We start from the raw sequence: 16,828 nt of genomic DNA, 5'->3' as shown, positions 1-16,828 counted from the left end.
ACTGAGGTCGGCCCGATGAGTGTCGCGCCCGGCTGGTACGTCGATCCCGCCGATCCGGCTACCCAGCGTTACTGGGACGGGGGTGGCTGGATCGGCCGTGCCCTGCCCGCCGATGCCCCCACCCCGGAGGGGCCGCCCCCGCCGGAGCCCGAACCGGAACCGGAACCCGCCTCACCGGCGGTGACCGGCCAGGTCTCACCGGCCGGTCAGCCCGGTTCCCCCGCGGTGCCGGGTCCCGCCGGCACGCCACCCGGCGCCGGCTGGCCGGCACCCCCACCGGGTGCGAGCCCGCCCGGCTGGCCCGCACCGCCCGGCTGGCCCGCACCGCCCACCGGACAGCAACCGCCACCCGGACAGCAGGCGCCACCCGGACAGCAGCCGCCACCCGGCTGGCCACCCCACGGGTACGTCCACCCGGCGCCCCCGCCGGCGCCGCACGGCATGCAGCTCGCCGGGCTCGGCACGCGGCTGGTCGCCCGGCTGATCGACTTCGCGATCGTCTTCGGGCTGAGCGCGGTCGCCTGCTTCTGGCTGGTCTGGCAGCTCATCGAGGAGATCACCCCGATCTGGCAGGAGGCGTGGCGCCGCTCGATGGCCGGTGACACCTCCACCGAAGGGCTGCCCACCAGCGACCGCTCCGGCACGCTGACCATGTTGATCCTGCTGATCATCGCCGTGCTCTGGGCGGTCTACGAGGTGCCGGCGGTGGGGCGTACCGGGCAGACCTTCGGCAAGCGGGTGATGGGCATCAAGGTGGTGGCGCTGGAGTCGGGCAAGCCCGTCGGTGGCAACCGCTCGCTGCGCCGCTGGAACACCTTCGGCCTGCCCACCCTGCTCTGGTACTGCTGCGGACTCGGCCTCGTGCTGCAGCTCTTCGACGCCTTCTCCCCCGTCGTGGACCGGCCGCTTCAGCAGGCCCTGCACGACAAGCGCGCGCTGACCGTGGTGGTGCGGGCGCCCCGCGACACGCCGCCGACCCCCGGCAGCGCCGACAACGACTCCACCCCCACAGGAGGTACCGCACCGTGACCGGATCCGTTCCGCGTCCGCCCCGGCTCGGGCTGACCCGCGCCGACCTCGACGCGCTGCCCAACTACGTCCCCGGCCGCAGCCCCGCCGACCTGGCCCGTGAGCTGGGGCTGACGGAGGCGATCAAGCTCGCCAGCAACGAGGTGCCGTTCGGGCCGCTGCCCGGCGTCGTCGAGGCGGTCACCGAGGCCGTCACCGGCGTGCACCGCTACCCGGACATGGGCGTTGTCGCGCTGCGCGACGCCCTCGCCGAGCGGTACGGCGTACCCGCCGAGCGCATCGCCACCGGCTGCGGATCGGTGGCGCTCGCCGAGCACCTGGTCCGCGCCACCTGCCTGCCCGGCGACGAGATGGTCTACTCGTGGCGCTCCTTCGAGGCGTACCCGATCATCGCGGCGACCAGCGGGGCGAGCAGCGTGCGGGTGCCGAACACCGCCGCACACGGCCACGACCTGTCGGCGATGGCGGCGGCGATCACCGACCGGACCCGGCTGGTGATCGTCTGCAACCCGAACAACCCGACCGGCACCTCGGTGCGCAAGGCCGAGCTGGACGCCTTCCTCGACGCGGTTCCGCAGGACGTGCTGGTCGTCATCGACGAGGCGTACCGGGAGTTCGTCACCGACCGGCAGGTGCCCGACGGCCTGACGTACCTGGACCGGCCGAACGTGGTGGTGCTGCGGACACTGTCGAAGGCGTGGGGGCTGGCCGGGCTGCGGATCGGCTTCCTGGTCGCCCACCCGGAGGTGGCCGCCGCCGTACGCAAGGTCGTCACGCCCTTCTCGACCAGCCTCGCCGCGCAGGCCGGGGCGCTGGCCGCGCTCACCCAGGCCGACGAGATGCGCCGCCGCTGCGACGTGGTGATCAGCGAACGGGAGCGGGTCACCGAGGCGCTGCGCAAGCTCCTGCCGGAGGTCCCCACGAGTCAGGCGAACTTCGTCTGGCTGCCGCTGGGTGACGCCGCCGTGGCCTTCGGCCGGGCCTGTGAGGCGCGCGGGGTCATCGTCCGTCCCTTCGCCGGGGACGGGGTGCGGGTCACCATCGGCACCCCGGAGGAGAACGACGCCTTCCTGGCGGCCGCGGAGGCCGCGCTCGCCTGATCCGTGCCCGCCGTGACCGGCCGTCGTCCCCAGCGGGGCGGCGGCCGGCTGCTGTCAGCGGCCGGTGACGGCGATCAGGACCGGCTCGGCGCCGAGGTAGTAGGCGCGGTCGCCGAGGTCGGGGTCGGCCCGGTTGAGCCGCTCGACGACAACGTAGCCGTCGACGGCCTGGACGTAGCCGGCCTCCCAGCCGGTGTCGTCGCTGTACATGGTCAGCGGGAAGCGGGACAGCTCCCGGCCCCGGTTCAGCTCGAAGGTGACCAGGTCGTTGCCGGAGGTGCGCAGGTGCACCCGGCCGTCCGCGGCGGCGAGCAGGGTGGTGTCGGGGGCGGACTTGCGCCAGCGTTCGGCGCCCTGCGCCGACCGGACCACCAGGTCGGTCCCCTCGAATCCGACCACGGCGTCGCCGACGAGGACGCTGCCGGGGGCGTCCAGGGCCGCGACGGCGACGGGGGTCTCCCCGTCCACCCGCCAGCCCTGCGTCTGCCCGCCGGCCGTCACCCGCAGGGCGGTGCAGTCGGAGGCCGCGGCCCGGCAGCCGACCGGGGTCACCGCGAGGTCGGTGCCGCTGACGTCCGGCTGCCGGCCGGCGATCGGCTGTCCGGTGGAAAGGTCCCGCAGTTCGATCGCCCGCGGCTGCGCGCAGGTGTCGATCAGGGCGAGCTGCCCGCCCGCCGTGGTGAAGCTCTCGCCCCGGCAGTTGTCGTCGACCGACGCCCGCCAGAGCTGCCGGCCGTCGGCCAGGTCATAGGCGGCCAGCTCCCCGCCGCCGGCGACGACGGCGGTGACGCGGCCACTGGCGGCGTCCGTCGCAAGGTGCAGTCCCGGCGGCGCGTAGACGGTCTCGGCGCCGGTGAGCCGGCCGGTGTAACCCTCGGCCGGCTTCGGCCCGGTCACCCGCCAGGCCACCTCCCCGGTACGCGCGTCGAGCGCGACCAGTTCCCCGTCGGACCAGCGGGTCAGCACGGTGGTGCCGCCGGCCGCGACCCCGGAGACCTCCGCCGGCCAGCGCCGCAACGACCAGAAGGCGGTACGGCGGGTGCGCGCGTCCACCGGATGGTCGGCCCAGACCTGGCGGGTGGTGGCGTAGACCCGCAGCCGGTCGTCGACGATCAGCGGGGCCATTGCCAGCCGGGTGTCGGTGCCGACCTTGGGGGTGACCGCCGCGGGGTAGGGCTGCGTCGCGGGGGTGACCACGTCGGCCGGGGCCAGCATCCGGTACGCGACCACGACGCTCACCCCGAGGGCCGTCACCGCCGCCAGGACGGCGACCGTCAGCCGTCGGCCCTTCGCCAATGCCATGGACACACCTCCGTCCGGCACCCTACCGATGCGCGGTTGACGGTTTTCTGCCGGTTCCCTGAACGAGTTCGTGTCGCGCCGACGGGGTCTGCCGCCCGGAGAAGGCCGCATACCAACTGTCGTATCCATGCGTAAGGATTGTGTCGCTTTCCGCGATCGCGCAGACTCCTCGATCAGGAGACTCCCGGGCGTCGCGCCGCGAGTGCCGCACCCGGCACCCGGCACCGTCCGGCGCACGCGGCCATCGAAGGTGGTGAACCGGATGCGACAGCCGACGGGGCGGACCGGCGGCCGGTCCAGGGCGGAATCCTGGTGGGACGAGCCGGGCCGGCCCACGCCCTTCCTGCTCTGGGGGATGCTCTCGTGTGGCTGTGGCGCCGCGATGGTGCCGCTGGACCGGTCCGCCGACGGCGCACCTCAGCGCCTCTACCGCTGCGACGGCGGCTGCGGCCGGCCACCGGTCGCCGCCTTCCGGCTGGAGACGTACGTCAGCTGCGCGGTGCTCGACGCGGCGCTGCGCCACCTGCCGCGGTACGCCCTGCGGACCTGGCTGGCCCGCCGGGCCGCCCACCCCCGCACCCACCCGGACCGCCGCCGCCGGCAGATCCGCCGCTGGGTACGCCAGGTCGTGGTGCCGCGCGGACGCCCGCCGGAGCTGCACTGGCGCGGCCCGGCCCTGCCGCAGCCCGGCGAGCCCGGCGCCTGACCCCGCTGCGCCCTGCCCGCGCTGCGCCTGAACCCGCAGGTCCCGCCGTCTGCGCCTGGGCCCGCAGGTGCCGCCCGCTGTGCCTGACCTCGCTGTGTGCAGGCGGCGGTCAGCCGCCGGCTGGTCGTCGGTCAGCCGGTGATCGGCGGCGTGATCGTGCCGGTCACCTCGCCGAGGCCGATGGTGCTGCCGTCCGGGCCGGGCGCGGTCGCCGTGATGGTCACGGTGTCGCCGTCGTCGAGAAATGTCCGCTTCGCCGCGCCGAGCGCGATCGGCTCGGTGCCGCCCCAGCTCAGCTCCAGAAACGAGCCGACCTGGCTGCGTTCCGGGCCGGAGACCGTGCCGGAGGCGTAGAGGTCGCCGGTGCGCAGCGACGCGCCGTTGACGGTGAGGTGGGCGAGCTGCTGCGCGGGCGTCCAGTACATCGACGCGAAGGGCGGCTCGGTGACCCGCTCACCGTTCCACTGGACCGACAGCCGCAGGTCCAGCCCGAGGTGCGGGGTGTCGCGCAGGTAGTCCAGCACCGCCGGGTCCTGCTCCGGCGCGGGCACCCACGCCTCGGCCAGCGCCTCCAGGGGCACCACCCACGCCGAGACGGAGGTGGCGAAGGACTTGCCGAGGAAGGGGCCGAGCGGCTGGTACTCCCACGCCTGGATGTCCCGGGCGGACCAGTCGTTGACCAGCACCACCCCGAAGACGTGGTCGGCGAAGGACCCGACCGGCACCGGCTGCCCCAGTTCGGAGCCGACACCGACGACGAACCCGACCTCGGCCTCGATGTCCAGGCGTACGGAAGGGCCGAAGACCGGGCCCTGCGACGTGGCGCGCTGACCCCGGGGCCGCGTGATCGGCGTGCCGGAGACGACGACGGTGCCGGCCCGGCCGTGGTAGCCGATCGGCAGGTGCTTCCAGTTCGGCAGCAGCGGCGCCTGGTCGGGGCGGAAGATCCGGCCGACGTTGGTGGCGTGGTGCGCCGAGGAGTAGAAATCGACGTAGTCACCGACGGCGAAGGGCATCGTCATCCGCACCTGCGCCAGCGGCACCAGCAGCGGCTCCACGGCCGCCCGGTGCTCCGGCTCGGCGAGCAGTTCCCGGATGCGCCGTCGCACGGTGGTCCACTGGGCCCGGCCGAGCGCCATGAACTCGTTGAGCGTCGCCGCGCCGAACGCGCCACCGGCGAGCACCAGCCCGGCCTCCTCGGCGGCGGTCAGGTCCAGGACCAGGTCGCCGATGCGCACCCCGATCCGCGCCGCGCCGTCGCCGCGCCGGAAGACTCCGTACGGCAGGTTCTGCAGCCCGTACGGCGTACCGTCGGCGCCCTCGACCCAGGTCATGACCTCTCCTCGCTGTCGTTCGTGCCGGCCGGGTGTGTCGGCCGCGTCGGGCCGGCCGCCCGGCTCGCGTCGGTGCCGGTGCTGGTGCTGGTGCTGGTGAATCCCAGTCCGGCCAGGTCGTCCAGTGGCTCGGTGACGCTGCAGGAGCCGAAACCGATCCAGAGGGGACGGTCCCGGCCGGTGGCGGCGCCGACCAGCGCGGCCGGCGTCTCGGCGTCCCAGGCCGCCAGCAGCCGGGTGATCTCCTCGATGGTCGCACCATCGGCGGCGGCGAGGACGGCGGCGAGGACGTTGACGAAGCCGTGGTGGGTGAAGCCGGTTGCCGGATCGGTGTGCCGCAGGGCGTGGTGCAGTCCGGCGGTGAGCTTGAAGGGCAACCGGTGGTCCCGGCAGGCGGCGATCACCGCGGCGAGCTGTGCCGGGCTGGGGAAGAGTTCGGCGGCGAGGCCGCCGGTGCGGAACTTGGCCGCGATGGGCAGGCCGTCGGCGCGCAGCCGCGCGAGCGTCTCCAGTGCCTCCGGCAACCCCCGGGTCAGCGGAAGCTCGGCGTAGACGGGCCGCTCGGCGGGGAGAGCCGGAGCCGCGGAAACCGGCCGGTCGGCGGGCAGGTCGGCGGAGACGGGCAGGTCTGCGGCGGCGGGCAGGTCTGCGGCGAGGGCGGCGAGGGCGTGCAGGCCGGGCTGGGGGTCCTCGCCGCGGCGGGCGACCGCGGCTTCGAGCTGCCGGATCCGCAGGCGCGGGTCGGTGTCGGCGAGCAGGGCGGCCAGGTCGCCGATCGGCACGTCGCCGATGACGCCGACGTCGATGGTGGCGGCCGGGTCGAGCAGCGCCGCCAGGTCGGTCAGCGCGGAGGCGGGCACCAGCAGGGGCCCGACGAGGTCGGCGTACCAGGCCTCGCGGTGGCGGCGGTGGGCGGCGAGGGCGTCGGGCAGCGTGGCACTGCCGGGTGGGAAGACCGCCGCGTCGTCCACCAGGCCGCGGAGCAGAGGGGGCAGCGTTGACACAACCACAGAACTTACGGGACGCTACACAGAGCGGACAAGAGCGTCCGATTATCGGACGCCCGCCGCTGGTGACCGGGACGAATCGGGAGGCGACATGCCCTACTACCGCAGCGTCGGCGAGGTGCCCCGCAAGCGCCACACCCAGTTCCGCCAGCCCGACGGCACGCTCTACGCCGAGGAGCTGATGGGCCAGGAAGGCTTCTCCTCCGACTCCTCCCTGCTCTACCACCGGCACCTGCCCACCGGGATCCTCACCGCCGAGGAGTACACCCCGCCCGCCACCACCCGGGTGCCGAACCTGCCGCTGAAGCCGCGTCACCTGCGTACCCACAAGCTCGACGGCACCGGCGGCGACGCCGTGCTCGGCCGGCGGCCGCTGCTCGCCAACGACGACGTCCGAATCGGGTACGCCGTCGCCACCGAACCCTCCCCGCTCTACCGCAACGCCATCGGCGACGAGTGCCTCTACGTCGAGGCCGGCACGATGCGCCTGGAATCCACCTTCGGCGTGCTGGAGGCGGGCGCGGGCGACTACGTCATCGTCCCGACCTCGGTGATCTTCCGGATCGTCCCGACCGGCGCGGAACCGCTGCGGCTGCTGACGGTCGAGGCGAGCGGGCACATCGGACCGCCCCGGCGCTACCTGTCGGTGCGCGGCCAGTTCCTGGAGCACTCGCCGTACTGCGAGCGCGACGTCCGCGGACCGCAGGGCCCGCTGCTCGTCGACGACACCGACGTCGAGGTCTACGTCCGCCACCGTGCCCGCGGCACCGGCGACGGCACCGCCTGGACCCGGTACGTCTACGCACACCACCCCTTCGACGTGGTCGGCTGGGACGGCCACCTCTACCCGTGGGCGTTCTCCATCCACGACTTCGAGCCGATCACCGGCCGGGTGCACCAGCCGCCACCGGTGCACCAGACCTTCGAAGGCCCGAACTTCGTGATCTGCTCCTTCGTGCCGCGCAAGGTCGACTACCACCCGCAGGCGGTGCCGGTGCCGTACAACCACCACAACGTCGACTCCGACGAGATGATGTTCTACACCGGCGGCAACTACGAGGCCCGGCGCGGCTCCGGCATCGAACAGGGCTCGATCTCGCTGCACCCGGCCGGGTTCACCCACGGTCCGCAGCCAGGCGCCGTCGAACGCTCCCTCGGCGCGGAGTTCTTCGACGAGCTCGCCGTCATGGTCGACACGTTCCGCCCGCTCGAGCTCTGCGAGGCCGCTGCGGAGTGCGAGGACCCCGGGTACGCCTGGACCTGGGCCCGCCCCGCCGGTCAGTGAGCCCCGCCCGGCGCGTACGGGCGGGGCTGTCCGACCCGCTCAGCTCAGGCGGCGGGTGAAGAGGACGACCTCGGCGACGGCGGTGACCCCGATCGCCGCCACCAGCGGCCACGGGGTGCCGATCAGCACATAGGTAAGCAGCAGGAGCAGGCCGGCCGCGGCGCCGCCGACGGCGAGCATCAGCGTCCGGTCGGCCTGCCAGAGCTGCGGCAGCTGCGCCGGGCTCAGCTCCGGCATCCGCTTGACCAGCCACCAGCCCAGCCCGGCGCCGGTCAGCGCCACCAGCAGCGCCAGCAGCCGGGAGAAGCCGCCCGAGGAGGTCGCGGCCCAGGCGATGACGATCGCCCCGATCAGGGAGTACCCGGCACCGTAGGCGACCGCCTGGTGCAGCCCGGTCCAGACCGAGCGGGACGCCCCGATCGGCACCGGCGCGGTCGCGGCGAGGTACTCCAGCGCCTCGGCCTGCCGCCGCTGCTCCAGACGCAGCACGCCGGTGTCCGCCGTGGCCTCGGCGAGGTACGGGTCAAGCCGCAACGCCTCCCGGTACGCCTTCTCGGCGAGGTCGAAGACCTGCATGCGGGCGGCGACGACGCTGAGCACCAGGTGCGCCTGGGGCTCCTGCGGGGTGAGCTGGGTGGCCCGCCAGGCGGCGTCGAGCGCCTCCTGGCCGTTGCGGGATTCGCCGAGGAGCGCCGCCCCGGTGCGCTGGGCGTACCCGTCGTGCGGGGAGGCACGCAGGATGCCCTGCGCCAGCTCCGCCGCCTCCCGGTAGCGCCGTAGATCGACCAGGGCCATTCCCCGTACGGCCAGCACGGGCAGCACGCCGGGCTCCAGTGCGAGGGCCGCGTCGGCGGCGGCCAGCGCGGCCTCGGGACGCCCGGCGGCGAGCTGGACCCGGGCGAGCAGCACCAGTGGCCGGGGATCGTCCGGGTCGAGGGTCGCCGCGGTGCCGAGTTCGGTGACGGCGTCGTCGAAGCGCCCGAGCTCGGCCAGCAGCTGGGCCCGGTCGGTGTAGCCGGCCGCGTCGGACTCGAAGGGATCCGCGGTCACGCCGTGTCCCCCGCGACCGGATAGATCAGCGCCACGGCGATGCCCACGAGCCCCTCGGCGCGGCCGGTGAAACCGAGCCCGTCGGTGGTGGCGGCGGAGACGGTCACCGGCGCCCCGACCGCCGCGCTCATCACCTGCTGCGCCTCCTCGCGCCGCGGACCGATCTTCGGCCGTACGCCGATGACCTGCACCGAGACGTTGCCGATCTCGAACCCGGCGTCCCGAACACGCCGGGCGGACTCAGCGAGCAGCACGGTGCCCGGGGCGCCGGCCCATTCCGGTTCGCCGATGCCGAAGTTGGAGCCCAGGTCGCCGAGCCCGGCGGCGGAGAGGAGCGCGTTGCAGGCGGCGTGCGAGGCGACGTCCGCGTCGGAGTGCCCGGCGAGCCCGTCCACGTCCGGCCAGTGCAGGCCGGCCACCCAGCAGGGGCGTCCCTGCTCGAAGGCGTGGATGTCGGTGCCGACGGCGACCCGAGGAATGATCATGCGATCAGGGTACGCGGCGCGGCCGGCTCGGGCGCGACCGTGAGCAGGTGCTCGGCGAGCGCCAGATCGAAGGGGCGGGTGACCTTCAGCGCGAACTCGGAGCCGGGCACGCAGGTCACCGGAACGCCCTGCTGCTCGACAAGCCCGGCGTCGTCGGTCAACGCGTCGGACCCGGCCGCGTGCGCGGCCGTCAGCACTGCCCGCCGGAAGCCCTGCGGGGTCTGCACGCTGCGCAGCTCGGCGCGGTCGACGGTGGCGGTGACCACGCCCTCGGCGGAGACCCGCTTGATGGTGTCGACCACCGGCAGCACCGGCACGGCGGCCGGGGCGCCGGCACGGATCGCGGCGGCGACCGACTCCACCAGCTCCGGCGGCACGAGGGCCCGCGCCGCGTCGTGCACCAGGATGATCTCCACGTCGGCGGGGACCGCGGCCAGTGCGCAGGCGACAGAATCCTGGCGGGTCTCGCCACCGGCCACGACGGTGACCGGCGCGATCGGGGCCAGCAGCTCGCGCACCTCGGCCACCTCGGCCGCGGGGGCGGCAACCACGATGCTGCGCACCGAAGCGGTCGCCACGCGGCGGACAGCGTGCACCAGGAGGGGTTCGCCGGCGAGCAGCCGCAGGGCTTTGGGGCGCCCCGGGCCGAGGCGGACACCGGCACCGGCGGCAGGAACAAGGACCGCGACGTCACCGCGCGGATTGAGCTGCGCGGTCACGTCGCGGTCCTCGAATGTTTCTTGATCAGCAATCGGCACGTGCCGAATTATGCCTCGGTGAGCACCTTGTCGAGCAGCGTCTCCGCCTCGTCCTTGGTGCTCTTCTCGGCAAGGGCGACCTCGCCCACCAGAATGTCACGGGCCTTGGCGAGCATGCGCTTCTCACCCGCGGACAGACCCCGCTCCCGCTCCCGGCGCCAGAGGTCGCGAACAACCTCCGCCACCTTCAGCGGGTTGCCGGAGGCCAGCTTCTCCAGATTTGCCTTGTAACGCCGCGACCAGTTGGTCGGCTCCTCGGTGTGCGGAGCCCGGAGAACATCGAAGACCTTGCCAAGGCCCTCTTCGCCGACAACTTCGCGCACGCCGACGATCTCGGCATTTTCCGCGGGCACCCGGACCGTCAAGTCACCCTGAGCGACCTTCAGGACGAGGTACTTCTTTTCCTCGCCCTTGATGACCCGGGTCTCGATTGCCTCGATGAGTGCGGCCCCGTGGTGGGGGTAGACAACGGTCTCGCCGACACTGAAAACCATAGGTTCGAAACCCCTTTCGCTGTGTCTAGGGTAACACGCCCCGACACCTCTGTCCCACCGCAGCCTTGACTGTTGACGCAGGTCAGGGGGGCTGTGAGAGGGATTTCTTCGGCTTGACACGGGGCCGAATCGGTGATTCCGGCACAGAGAGTGACAGTCGAATCACCGCACGGCATGATCGTGACAGAAGTGGATCTCGGGTCTGGATGTGCAACGAATTGTATCCAACGAGATCACCCTCCGCCCACCTCTGGCGCAGGATGCGGGGGTGCGAGACCCTGGAGACTCGGCGCGGACCGGCAGGGGCGACGACATTCAGGTGGCGCGATGAGCAGGCCCGACGGCAACGGAAACTGGGACGACCCACCCGCCGGCGACGGGCTGCCCGACCTGCCCGCCGAGTGGGGACACATCGTCGTCCCCGACGACGCCTCCGCCCTGCACCGTGAGGCCGAACAGATCCGGCGCGAACTGCGCGCCGGCCGATCCGGCCCCGCCGAGAGCGGCTCGCTGAGCCTGCGACAGATAACCATCTTCATGATCGCCTCGGTGCTGATCACGCTCGCCGGCCTGGCCGGCGTCACCTGGTCCGAACGGGCGACCTCCACCGCCCTGCGCAGCGAGCCGGCCTCCCCGGGCCCTGCCGCCGCCGCCCTCGTCGGGCGGCCACTGCCGGCGCTCGAGCTGACCGGCACGCGGCAGGAGCCCGTCTCGCTGCGCGGTCTGCGCCCCGCGATCATCCTGCTGACCCAGGAGTGCGCCTGCGCCGACGCGGTGGCCGACGCCGTCGCCGCGGCCCCGGCCGGCGTCACCGTCGTCGCGGTCGCCGGGGACAGCACCAGCGCGCCCGCCATCTCGCCCCAGACCGGTGACGTGCCGGTCCGGGCCCTGGCGGACCCGGCCGGAGAGCTGCGCGAGCTGCTCGGGTTCACCCCCGCCGGCGGCACCACCACCGCCGTCCTCGTCAACGCCACCGGCACCGTCATCCGCGTCCTGCCGGCGCTCGGCTCGGCCGAGGAGTACCGCGCCGACCTACCGCTGCTCGCCGGGTGAGTCAGGCGGAGCGTTGCAGCAGGGCGCCGTAGAGAGTCAGGCCCGGCCCGAAAGCCAGCATCACCACCCACTGCGGCGGCGCCGGCGCCCGCAACAGCCGGTCCAGGATCAGCAGCACAGTCGGCGAGGAGCAGTTCCCGTGCTCGTCGAGGACCCCGCGAGAGGCCGCCAGCGCCACGTCCGGCAACTCCAGCTCCCGCTGCACCACGTCCAGGATCCGCGGGCCACCCGGATGCACCGCCCAGCCGTCGACGTCGGGCAGGCGCAGACCGTGCCGGGCCAGCAGCCCCTCCACCATCCGGCGCACGTGCGTGGAGAGCACCTGGGGCACCTGGGGTGACAGGCCCATCCGGAAACCGGCGTCGGTCACCTCCCAGGTCATCAACTCCGAGGTGGAGGTGTCGGTGACCGCGGCGACCTCCCGCACCGCGTACCCGCCGGCCTCGCCCGGACGCAGCGCCACAGCGACCGCGGCGTCGGAGAAGAGCGCGTGCGAGACGATCTGCTGAGTGTCCGTCCGCGCCGGCGCCGGCTGGATGTGCAGACTCGTCAGCTCCGCGCAGAGCAGCAGCGCCGGCCGCCCGCGGGCGGTGACGAAGTCACTCACCGCGGCCAGCCCCGGCAGCGCGGCGTAACAACCCATGTGGCCGACCATCAGCCGCTGGGTCGTATCGGCCATGCCCAGATCACGGGCGAGCAGGATGTCCAGCCCCGGCGTGGCATAGCCGGTGCAGGAGCAGACCGCGAAGAGCCCCAGCTCGGCGGCGTCGAGGCCGGCGTCGGTCAGCGCCCGGCTCACCGCCTCCTTCCCCAGTGGCAGGGCCTCCACCAGGTAGCGCCGCATCCGGCGTTCGGTCGACCAGTCGGAGACGTCCTCCAGCACCGGGTTGACCGCCGCCTGCCGCCGCGTCACCCCCGAATGAGCGAAAATGCGCTCCGCCACCGCCCGGGCGCTGCCCGAGTAGTGCCGGGCGAAAAAGCCCTCCCACATCTCCTGCTGAGTGACCGACGGCGGCAGCGCCGACCCGAGCCCCGCGACAACCGATGCCACCGACACGCTCCCTCACCTCGTTCGTCCGGTCGTGCCACCGCCCACGTACGGCATTCACCTCAGCCGGTCACGATCACGCTGCCCGGCGGAACCCACGCCCCTGATAGAGCACGGCGGTCGACCAGGTCGGCACCATCGGGCAGTCCGCGTCGGCGCGGGAACGCCCGGCGGCACGTCGCAGCAGCCAGCCCGCCAACCCGCCGAGCGCCGGCCGGATACCGCGCACCCGCAGCGATACCCCGTGCCGGGCACATTCACGCACCAGAGCGGCGTCGTCCACAAAGAGCCGTGGGTCGTGGATACCGCGCGGCACTCCGTGGAAGAGCTCGGCCAGGCGTACGGCCACCAGGCGGCTCTGCCAGGTGGCGTTGAGGGTGTCCAGCACCAGCGTGCCGCCCGGACGCAGCAACCGGCAGGCCTCGGCGACGGCCACCCGCCAGTCCGGCACGTGCTCCAGCAACTCCCCCACGGCGACGACGTCGGCACAGCCGTCGGCGAGCGGCACCGCCGTCGCGTCGGCGTGCAGCGGCAGAACCCCGTGCGCCGCCGCCTGGTCCAGCGCGGACCGGGTCAGGTCCAGCCCGACATGGCGGTAGCCCTTGCCTGCCAGGTGCGGGGCGAGCAGCCCGGCCCCGCAGCCGATGTCCACCAGCAGCGCCCCGGGGCGCGCCGCCGGGGGCACCAGCGCCGCCCGGGACCGCGCCAGCCAGTGCAGCATCGCGAAAGGACCGTCCGGCTGCCACCACTCGTGGGCGAGGTCGTCGTACTGGCGCGGATCGTTGGCCGGCAGTCGGCGTGGCACGCTCATCGTCCCCACTCGATTGGCTCGCACCGATCGAGCGTGGCACGCGCGCCGCGCAACGGCCAGACTTCTCTTATGTCGCGAATAGTGTTAGGGCTGCTCAGAGCCAGCCATCCGGAACCGGCGGTCGCGGTGAGCACGGTGGCCGGCCTGCTCGCCTGGGGGGTCGGTCACGACCTCGCGACGGCGGTCGCCGTCGTCGCCACCGTCGCAGCGAGCCAGCTCGCCACCGGCTGGTCGAACGACTACCTCGACGCCGTACGCGACCGCGCGGTGGGACGCGCCGACAAACCCGTCGCCACCGGTGGGCTCTCCCGCCGTACCGTCGGGGTTGCGGCGCTGGTCGCCGTGGTCGCCACCCCGGCGGCGGCGCTGGCGACCAACCCGGCCGCGGCGGCCTGCGCGACGCTCGGGCTGATCTCCGCGCTGCTCTACAACTGGCCGTTGAAGTCGACCGCGGTCTCCGTGCTGCCGTACGCCGTGTCGTTCGGCGCGCTGCCGGCCTTCGTCGTGCTGGCGCTGCCCGGCGCCCCCGCCCCGCCGCTCTGGCTCCTCGGCGCCGCCGCGCTGCTCGGGGCGGGCGCCCACTTCGCCAACGTCCTGCCGGATCTGGCCGACGACGCCCAGACCGGCGTGCGCGGGCTGCCGCACCGGCTCGGCGGCGAGGGCAGCCGGATCGCCGCGACCGCCCTGCTGCTCGCCGCCACGGTGACCCTGGTGGCCGGTCCCCCCGGGCCGCCGTCCTGGACCGGGCTGGCCGCCGTGGGCGCCGCCGCGGTGGTGCCGCTGCTCGCCTGGCGCGCCTCCCGCCCTCGCGTACGCGCCGGTGGGGTGCGCCCTGCCCGGCCGGTGGCGGTCTTCCGGGGGGTGATGACCGTGGCGCTGATCGACGTCGTCCTCCTCGTCGGCAGCGGGCACGTGGTGTGAGCACGGCGTTACGGCAGGAACCGATCACCGGGTCCGCGTGCGCGCCTCGATCAGGCCCAACTACGCTGGAGCGCGGTCTGCGCGGGTATGGCCACCGTGCCCGGTGACCGAAACCGGGTGGGGATCGCAACGAGGAGGACCGACGTGACGCGCTCGATCAAGAGAAATCGGCGGGCGGCAATGCTGCTGGCCGGTGTGGCGGCCGCGAGCATGCTCCTTTCCGGGTGCAGCGCCGGACAGGTCGCCGAGACCGCGCGCAAGGTGCCGTCCCTCGGTGGCGTCAACGCCCAGAGCGAGAACGGCGACTTCAAGGTCCGCAACGTCAGCGTCGACTACCTGAGCCCCGAGGGCTACCCGGCCGGCGGCACCGCGCCGCTGACCGTCGCGATCTTCAACGACTCGGTCAACCCGGTCACCGTGACGATCAGCAGCGACAACGCCGACTCGGTCACCCTGGGCGGCGAGATCGCCGGGCGTCCCGGGCCGGAGAGCTCGCCCGCGGCGAGCCCGAGCGAGCCCGCCGAGACCCCCGGCACCGAGACCCCCGGTGCCCCGTCTCCTGGCGCCGAGCCGTCGCCGAGCCTGACCGGCCCCGGCGCCACCGCCTCGCCGGTCACCCCGAGCCCGAGCCAGCCGGCCACCGCCACCGGCCCGGCCAGCGTCGAGATCCCGGCGTACGGCTACGTCTCGCTGACCCAGGAGTCCGGCGACTTCGTGCAGCTGGTCGGCCTCAAGGAGGCGCTGCGCCCCGGTGGCAGCGTCACCGTCACCTTCGACTTCGGCAACGGCCAGGTCATCACCACCGTGGTGCCCGTCGCCACCCCGCTCAGCCCGGCGCCGCGCAACTCGCCGGTGACCGAGGGCGAAGAGGCCGGTTCGCACGACTGAGCCGTCCCCCGACGAACTCCGGCGCCGCCGGCGTGGCATCCGCCATGCCGGCGGCGCTTTCGTCACACCGGTTGGTTAGCGTCGGACGGTGACAACCTCGCGATCCACCCCCGCCCGCGCCACCGCCGCCCGTGCCGGCGGCACCCGCGCCCGCACCCCGAAAGAGGCCCGGCCCGCGTACGAGTGCGACGCCTGCGGCCACCAGCCCCCGAAGTGGGTCGGGCGCTGCACGGAGTGCGGCGAGTGGGGTTCGGTCGTCGAGTCCACCATCAGCGGCCCGGTCGTCTCCGGCCGCGTGGTCTCCTCCCGGGCGCCCTCCGAGCCGGCCCGCCCGATTGCCAGCATCAGCGCCGCGCCCGCGCGGGCCCGCGCCACCGGCGTGCCGGAGCTCGACCGGGTCCTCGGCGGCGGTCTGGTCCCCGGCGCGGTGGTGCTGCTCGCCGGCGAGCCCGGGGTCGGCAAGTCGACCCTGCTGCTCGACGTCGCCCAGCACTGGGCCGCCGGCTCCGGCAGCCCCTCGCTGGTGGTCAGCGGCGAGGAGTCGGTCAGCCAGGTCCGGCTGCGCGCCGAGCGGATGGGCACCCTGCACGAGCAGCTCTACCTCGCCGCCGAGAGCGACCTCGGGGCCGTCCTCGGCCACCTGGACGCGGTCAAACCGGGGCTGCTCGTGCTCGACTCCGTCCAGACAATCTCCATGCCGGGCGCCGAGGGCGTCCCCGGCGGCGTGACCCAGGTCCGCGCCGTCACCGCCGCGCTGGTCGCCGTCGCCAAGGAGCGCGGCATCGCCACCGTGCTGGTCGGGCACGTCACCAAGGACGGCCAGGTCGCCGGGCCGCGGGTGCTCGAACACCTGGTCGACGTCGTGCTGCACTTCGAGGGGGACAAACACTCCTCGCTGCGGATGGTGCGCGGCGTCAAGAACCGCTTCGGGGCCGCCGACGAGGTCGGCTGCTTCGAGATGCACGAGGGGGGCATCACCAGCCTCGCCGATCCCTCCGGGCTCTTCCTGACCCGCTACGGCGAGCCGGTCCCCGGCACCTGCGTCACCGTCGCCATGGAGGGGCGCCGGGCCCTCGTCACCGAGGTGCAGGCGCTGATCGGCGCCACCGTTGCCGGCTCGCCCCGGCGCACCGTCTCCGGCCTCGACAGCGCCCGGCTGGCGATGGTGCTGGCGGTGCTGCAACGGCGTACCGAACGGCTCACCCTGCACGATCGGGAGGTCTTCGCCGCGACCGTCGGCGGCATCCGCGTGGTGGAACCCGCCGCCGACCTGGCGGTGGCCCTCGCCGTCGCCTCCGGCGGGCTCAACCTCGCCATCAACCAGCACCTCGTCGCCATCGGCGAGGTCGGCCTGACCGGCGAGGTACGCCGGGTCAGCGCCGTGCCGCGCCGGCTGGCCGAGGCCGCCCGGCTCGGCTTCCGGATGGCGCTGGTGCCGACCGGCTGCGGCCCGGATTCGACTGGCGTCAATCCGACGAACATGCGTGTGATCGAGGTCACCGATGTCCGTTCCGCGCTGCAGTGGGCCGCACGCGTCTCCGCGGAATGACCACGGCG

At 73.8% G+C, this 16,828-nt stretch carries 16 protein-coding genes and 1 pseudogene; 8 read left to right on the top strand and 9 right to left on the bottom strand.

The window, feature by feature from the left end; genetic code table 11:
• The first annotated feature begins 15 nt into the window (after positions 1-15).
• A complete protein-coding gene (locus ACK8GG_RS11875) occupies positions 16-1,029 on the top strand; it encodes an RDD family protein (protein WP_440356300.1) in 1,014 nt (337 codons plus the stop codon).
• Positions 1,026-2,129, top strand: coding sequence for a histidinol-phosphate transaminase (gene hisC / locus ACK8GG_RS11870; RefSeq protein ID WP_440352363.1), 1,104 nt, complete (start codon positions 1,026-1,028; stop codon positions 2,127-2,129). Before ACK8GG_RS11875 ends, hisC begins: the two co-directional genes overlap by 4 nt.
• A 54-nt stretch (positions 2,130-2,183) precedes the next feature.
• On the opposite strand, the gene ACK8GG_RS11865 is transcribed toward hisC, so the two are convergent.
• The gene (locus ACK8GG_RS11865) at positions 2,184-3,431 is read right to left on the bottom strand and encodes an outer membrane protein assembly factor BamB family protein (protein ID WP_440356299.1); all 1,248 of its coding nucleotides are present in this window, start codon (positions 3,429-3,431) and stop codon (positions 2,184-2,186) included.
• Positions 3,432-3,693: 262 nt separating this feature from the next.
• Between ACK8GG_RS11865 and ACK8GG_RS11860 the strand changes: the two genes are divergently transcribed.
• Positions 3,694-4,137, top strand: coding sequence for a hypothetical protein (locus tag ACK8GG_RS11860; RefSeq protein WP_440352361.1), 444 nt, complete (start codon positions 3,694-3,696; stop codon positions 4,135-4,137).
• Between the two features lie 131 nt (positions 4,138-4,268).
• On the opposite strand, the gene fahA is transcribed toward ACK8GG_RS11860, so the two are convergent.
• Together fahA and ACK8GG_RS11850 are read right to left on the bottom strand one after the other, a co-directional pair.
• Positions 4,269-5,471, bottom strand: a complete 1,203-nt coding sequence (fahA, locus tag ACK8GG_RS11855; protein WP_440352360.1) for a fumarylacetoacetase — start codon at positions 5,469-5,471, stop codon at positions 4,269-4,271.
• A gap of 83 nt (positions 5,472-5,554) precedes the next feature.
• A pseudogene (locus ACK8GG_RS11850) lies at positions 5,555-6,481 on the bottom strand (hypothetical protein); the annotation flags it as partial.
• An 88-nt stretch (positions 6,482-6,569) separates the two neighbouring features.
• Between ACK8GG_RS11850 and ACK8GG_RS11845 the strand changes: the two are divergent.
• The gene (locus tag ACK8GG_RS11845; RefSeq protein ID WP_440356298.1) at positions 6,570-7,763 is read left to right on the top strand and encodes a homogentisate 1,2-dioxygenase; all 1,194 of its coding nucleotides are present in this window, start codon (positions 6,570-6,572) and stop codon (positions 7,761-7,763) included.
• Between the two features lie 39 nt (positions 7,764-7,802).
• Here the strand turns inward: ACK8GG_RS11845 and ACK8GG_RS11840 are convergent, their stop codons facing one another.
• From ACK8GG_RS11840 to ACK8GG_RS11825, 4 genes are read right to left on the bottom strand one after another with little or no spacing between them, the layout of a single operon-like run.
• Positions 7,803-8,813 (bottom strand): tetratricopeptide repeat protein, encoded by a 1,011-nt coding sequence (locus tag ACK8GG_RS11840; RefSeq protein ID WP_440349357.1) that lies wholly within the window; start codon positions 8,811-8,813, stop codon positions 7,803-7,805.
• Positions 8,810-9,298, bottom strand: coding sequence for a 2-C-methyl-D-erythritol 2,4-cyclodiphosphate synthase (gene ispF / locus ACK8GG_RS11835; protein ID WP_440349356.1), 489 nt, complete (start codon positions 9,296-9,298; stop codon positions 8,810-8,812). The genes ACK8GG_RS11840 and ispF overlap by 4 nt, the downstream gene beginning before the upstream one ends.
• A complete protein-coding gene (gene ispD, locus ACK8GG_RS11830; RefSeq protein ID WP_440353320.1) occupies positions 9,295-10,017 on the bottom strand; it encodes a 2-C-methyl-D-erythritol 4-phosphate cytidylyltransferase in 723 nt (240 codons plus the stop codon). The genes ispF and ispD overlap by 4 nt, the downstream gene beginning before the upstream one ends.
• Before the next feature lie 47 nt (positions 10,018-10,064).
• Positions 10,065-10,550 carry a CarD family transcriptional regulator gene (locus ACK8GG_RS11825; RefSeq protein WP_440349354.1) on the bottom strand — a complete coding sequence of 162 codons (486 nt, stop codon included), beginning with the start codon at positions 10,548-10,550 and terminating at the stop codon, positions 10,065-10,067.
• 327 nt (positions 10,551-10,877) lie between these two features.
• Between ACK8GG_RS11825 and ACK8GG_RS11820 the strand changes: the two genes are divergently transcribed.
• Positions 10,878-11,603, top strand: a complete 726-nt coding sequence (locus tag ACK8GG_RS11820) for a hypothetical protein (RefSeq protein WP_440352358.1) — start codon at positions 10,878-10,880, stop codon at positions 11,601-11,603.
• Position 11,604: 1 nt separating this feature from the next.
• Here the strand turns inward: ACK8GG_RS11820 and ACK8GG_RS11815 are convergent, their stop codons facing one another.
• Positions 11,605-12,654, bottom strand: coding sequence for a type III polyketide synthase (locus ACK8GG_RS11815; RefSeq protein WP_440352357.1), 1,050 nt, complete (start codon positions 12,652-12,654; stop codon positions 11,605-11,607).
• Positions 12,655-12,727: 73 nt separating this feature from the next.
• Entirely contained in the window at positions 12,728-13,462 is a 735-nt protein-coding gene (locus ACK8GG_RS11810) for a methyltransferase domain-containing protein (RefSeq protein ID WP_440356297.1), read from the bottom strand.
• Between the two features lie 69 nt (positions 13,463-13,531).
• Here ACK8GG_RS11810 and ACK8GG_RS11805 point away from each other — a divergent pair, with 69 nt between their 5' ends.
• The 3 genes from ACK8GG_RS11805 (at position 13,532) to radA (ending at position 16,820) form a co-directional block, all read left to right on the top strand.
• Positions 13,532-14,383 carry a UbiA family prenyltransferase gene (locus tag ACK8GG_RS11805; protein ID WP_440356296.1) on the top strand — a complete coding sequence of 284 codons (852 nt, stop codon included), beginning with the start codon at positions 13,532-13,534 and terminating at the stop codon, positions 14,381-14,383.
• Between the two features lie 144 nt (positions 14,384-14,527).
• Positions 14,528-15,271 (top strand): copper chaperone PCu(A)C domain-containing protein, encoded by a 744-nt coding sequence (locus ACK8GG_RS11800; RefSeq protein WP_440356295.1) that lies wholly within the window; start codon positions 14,528-14,530, stop codon positions 15,269-15,271.
• Positions 15,272-15,359: 88 nt separating this feature from the next.
• The gene (radA, locus tag ACK8GG_RS11795; protein ID WP_440356294.1) at positions 15,360-16,820 is read left to right on the top strand and encodes a DNA repair protein RadA; all 1,461 of its coding nucleotides are present in this window, start codon (positions 15,360-15,362) and stop codon (positions 16,818-16,820) included.
• Positions 16,821-16,828: the final 8 nt, after the last annotated feature.

Origin of the sequence: Melissospora conviva (genome assembly GCF_049523535.1) — a bacterium.
In the GTDB taxonomy this organism is placed as follows: Bacteria; Actinomycetota; Actinomycetes; order Mycobacteriales; family Micromonosporaceae; genus Melissospora; species Melissospora conviva.
The sequence above is the reverse complement of the archived record's forward strand: the minus strand, read 5'-3'. Positions and strand labels throughout refer to the sequence as shown.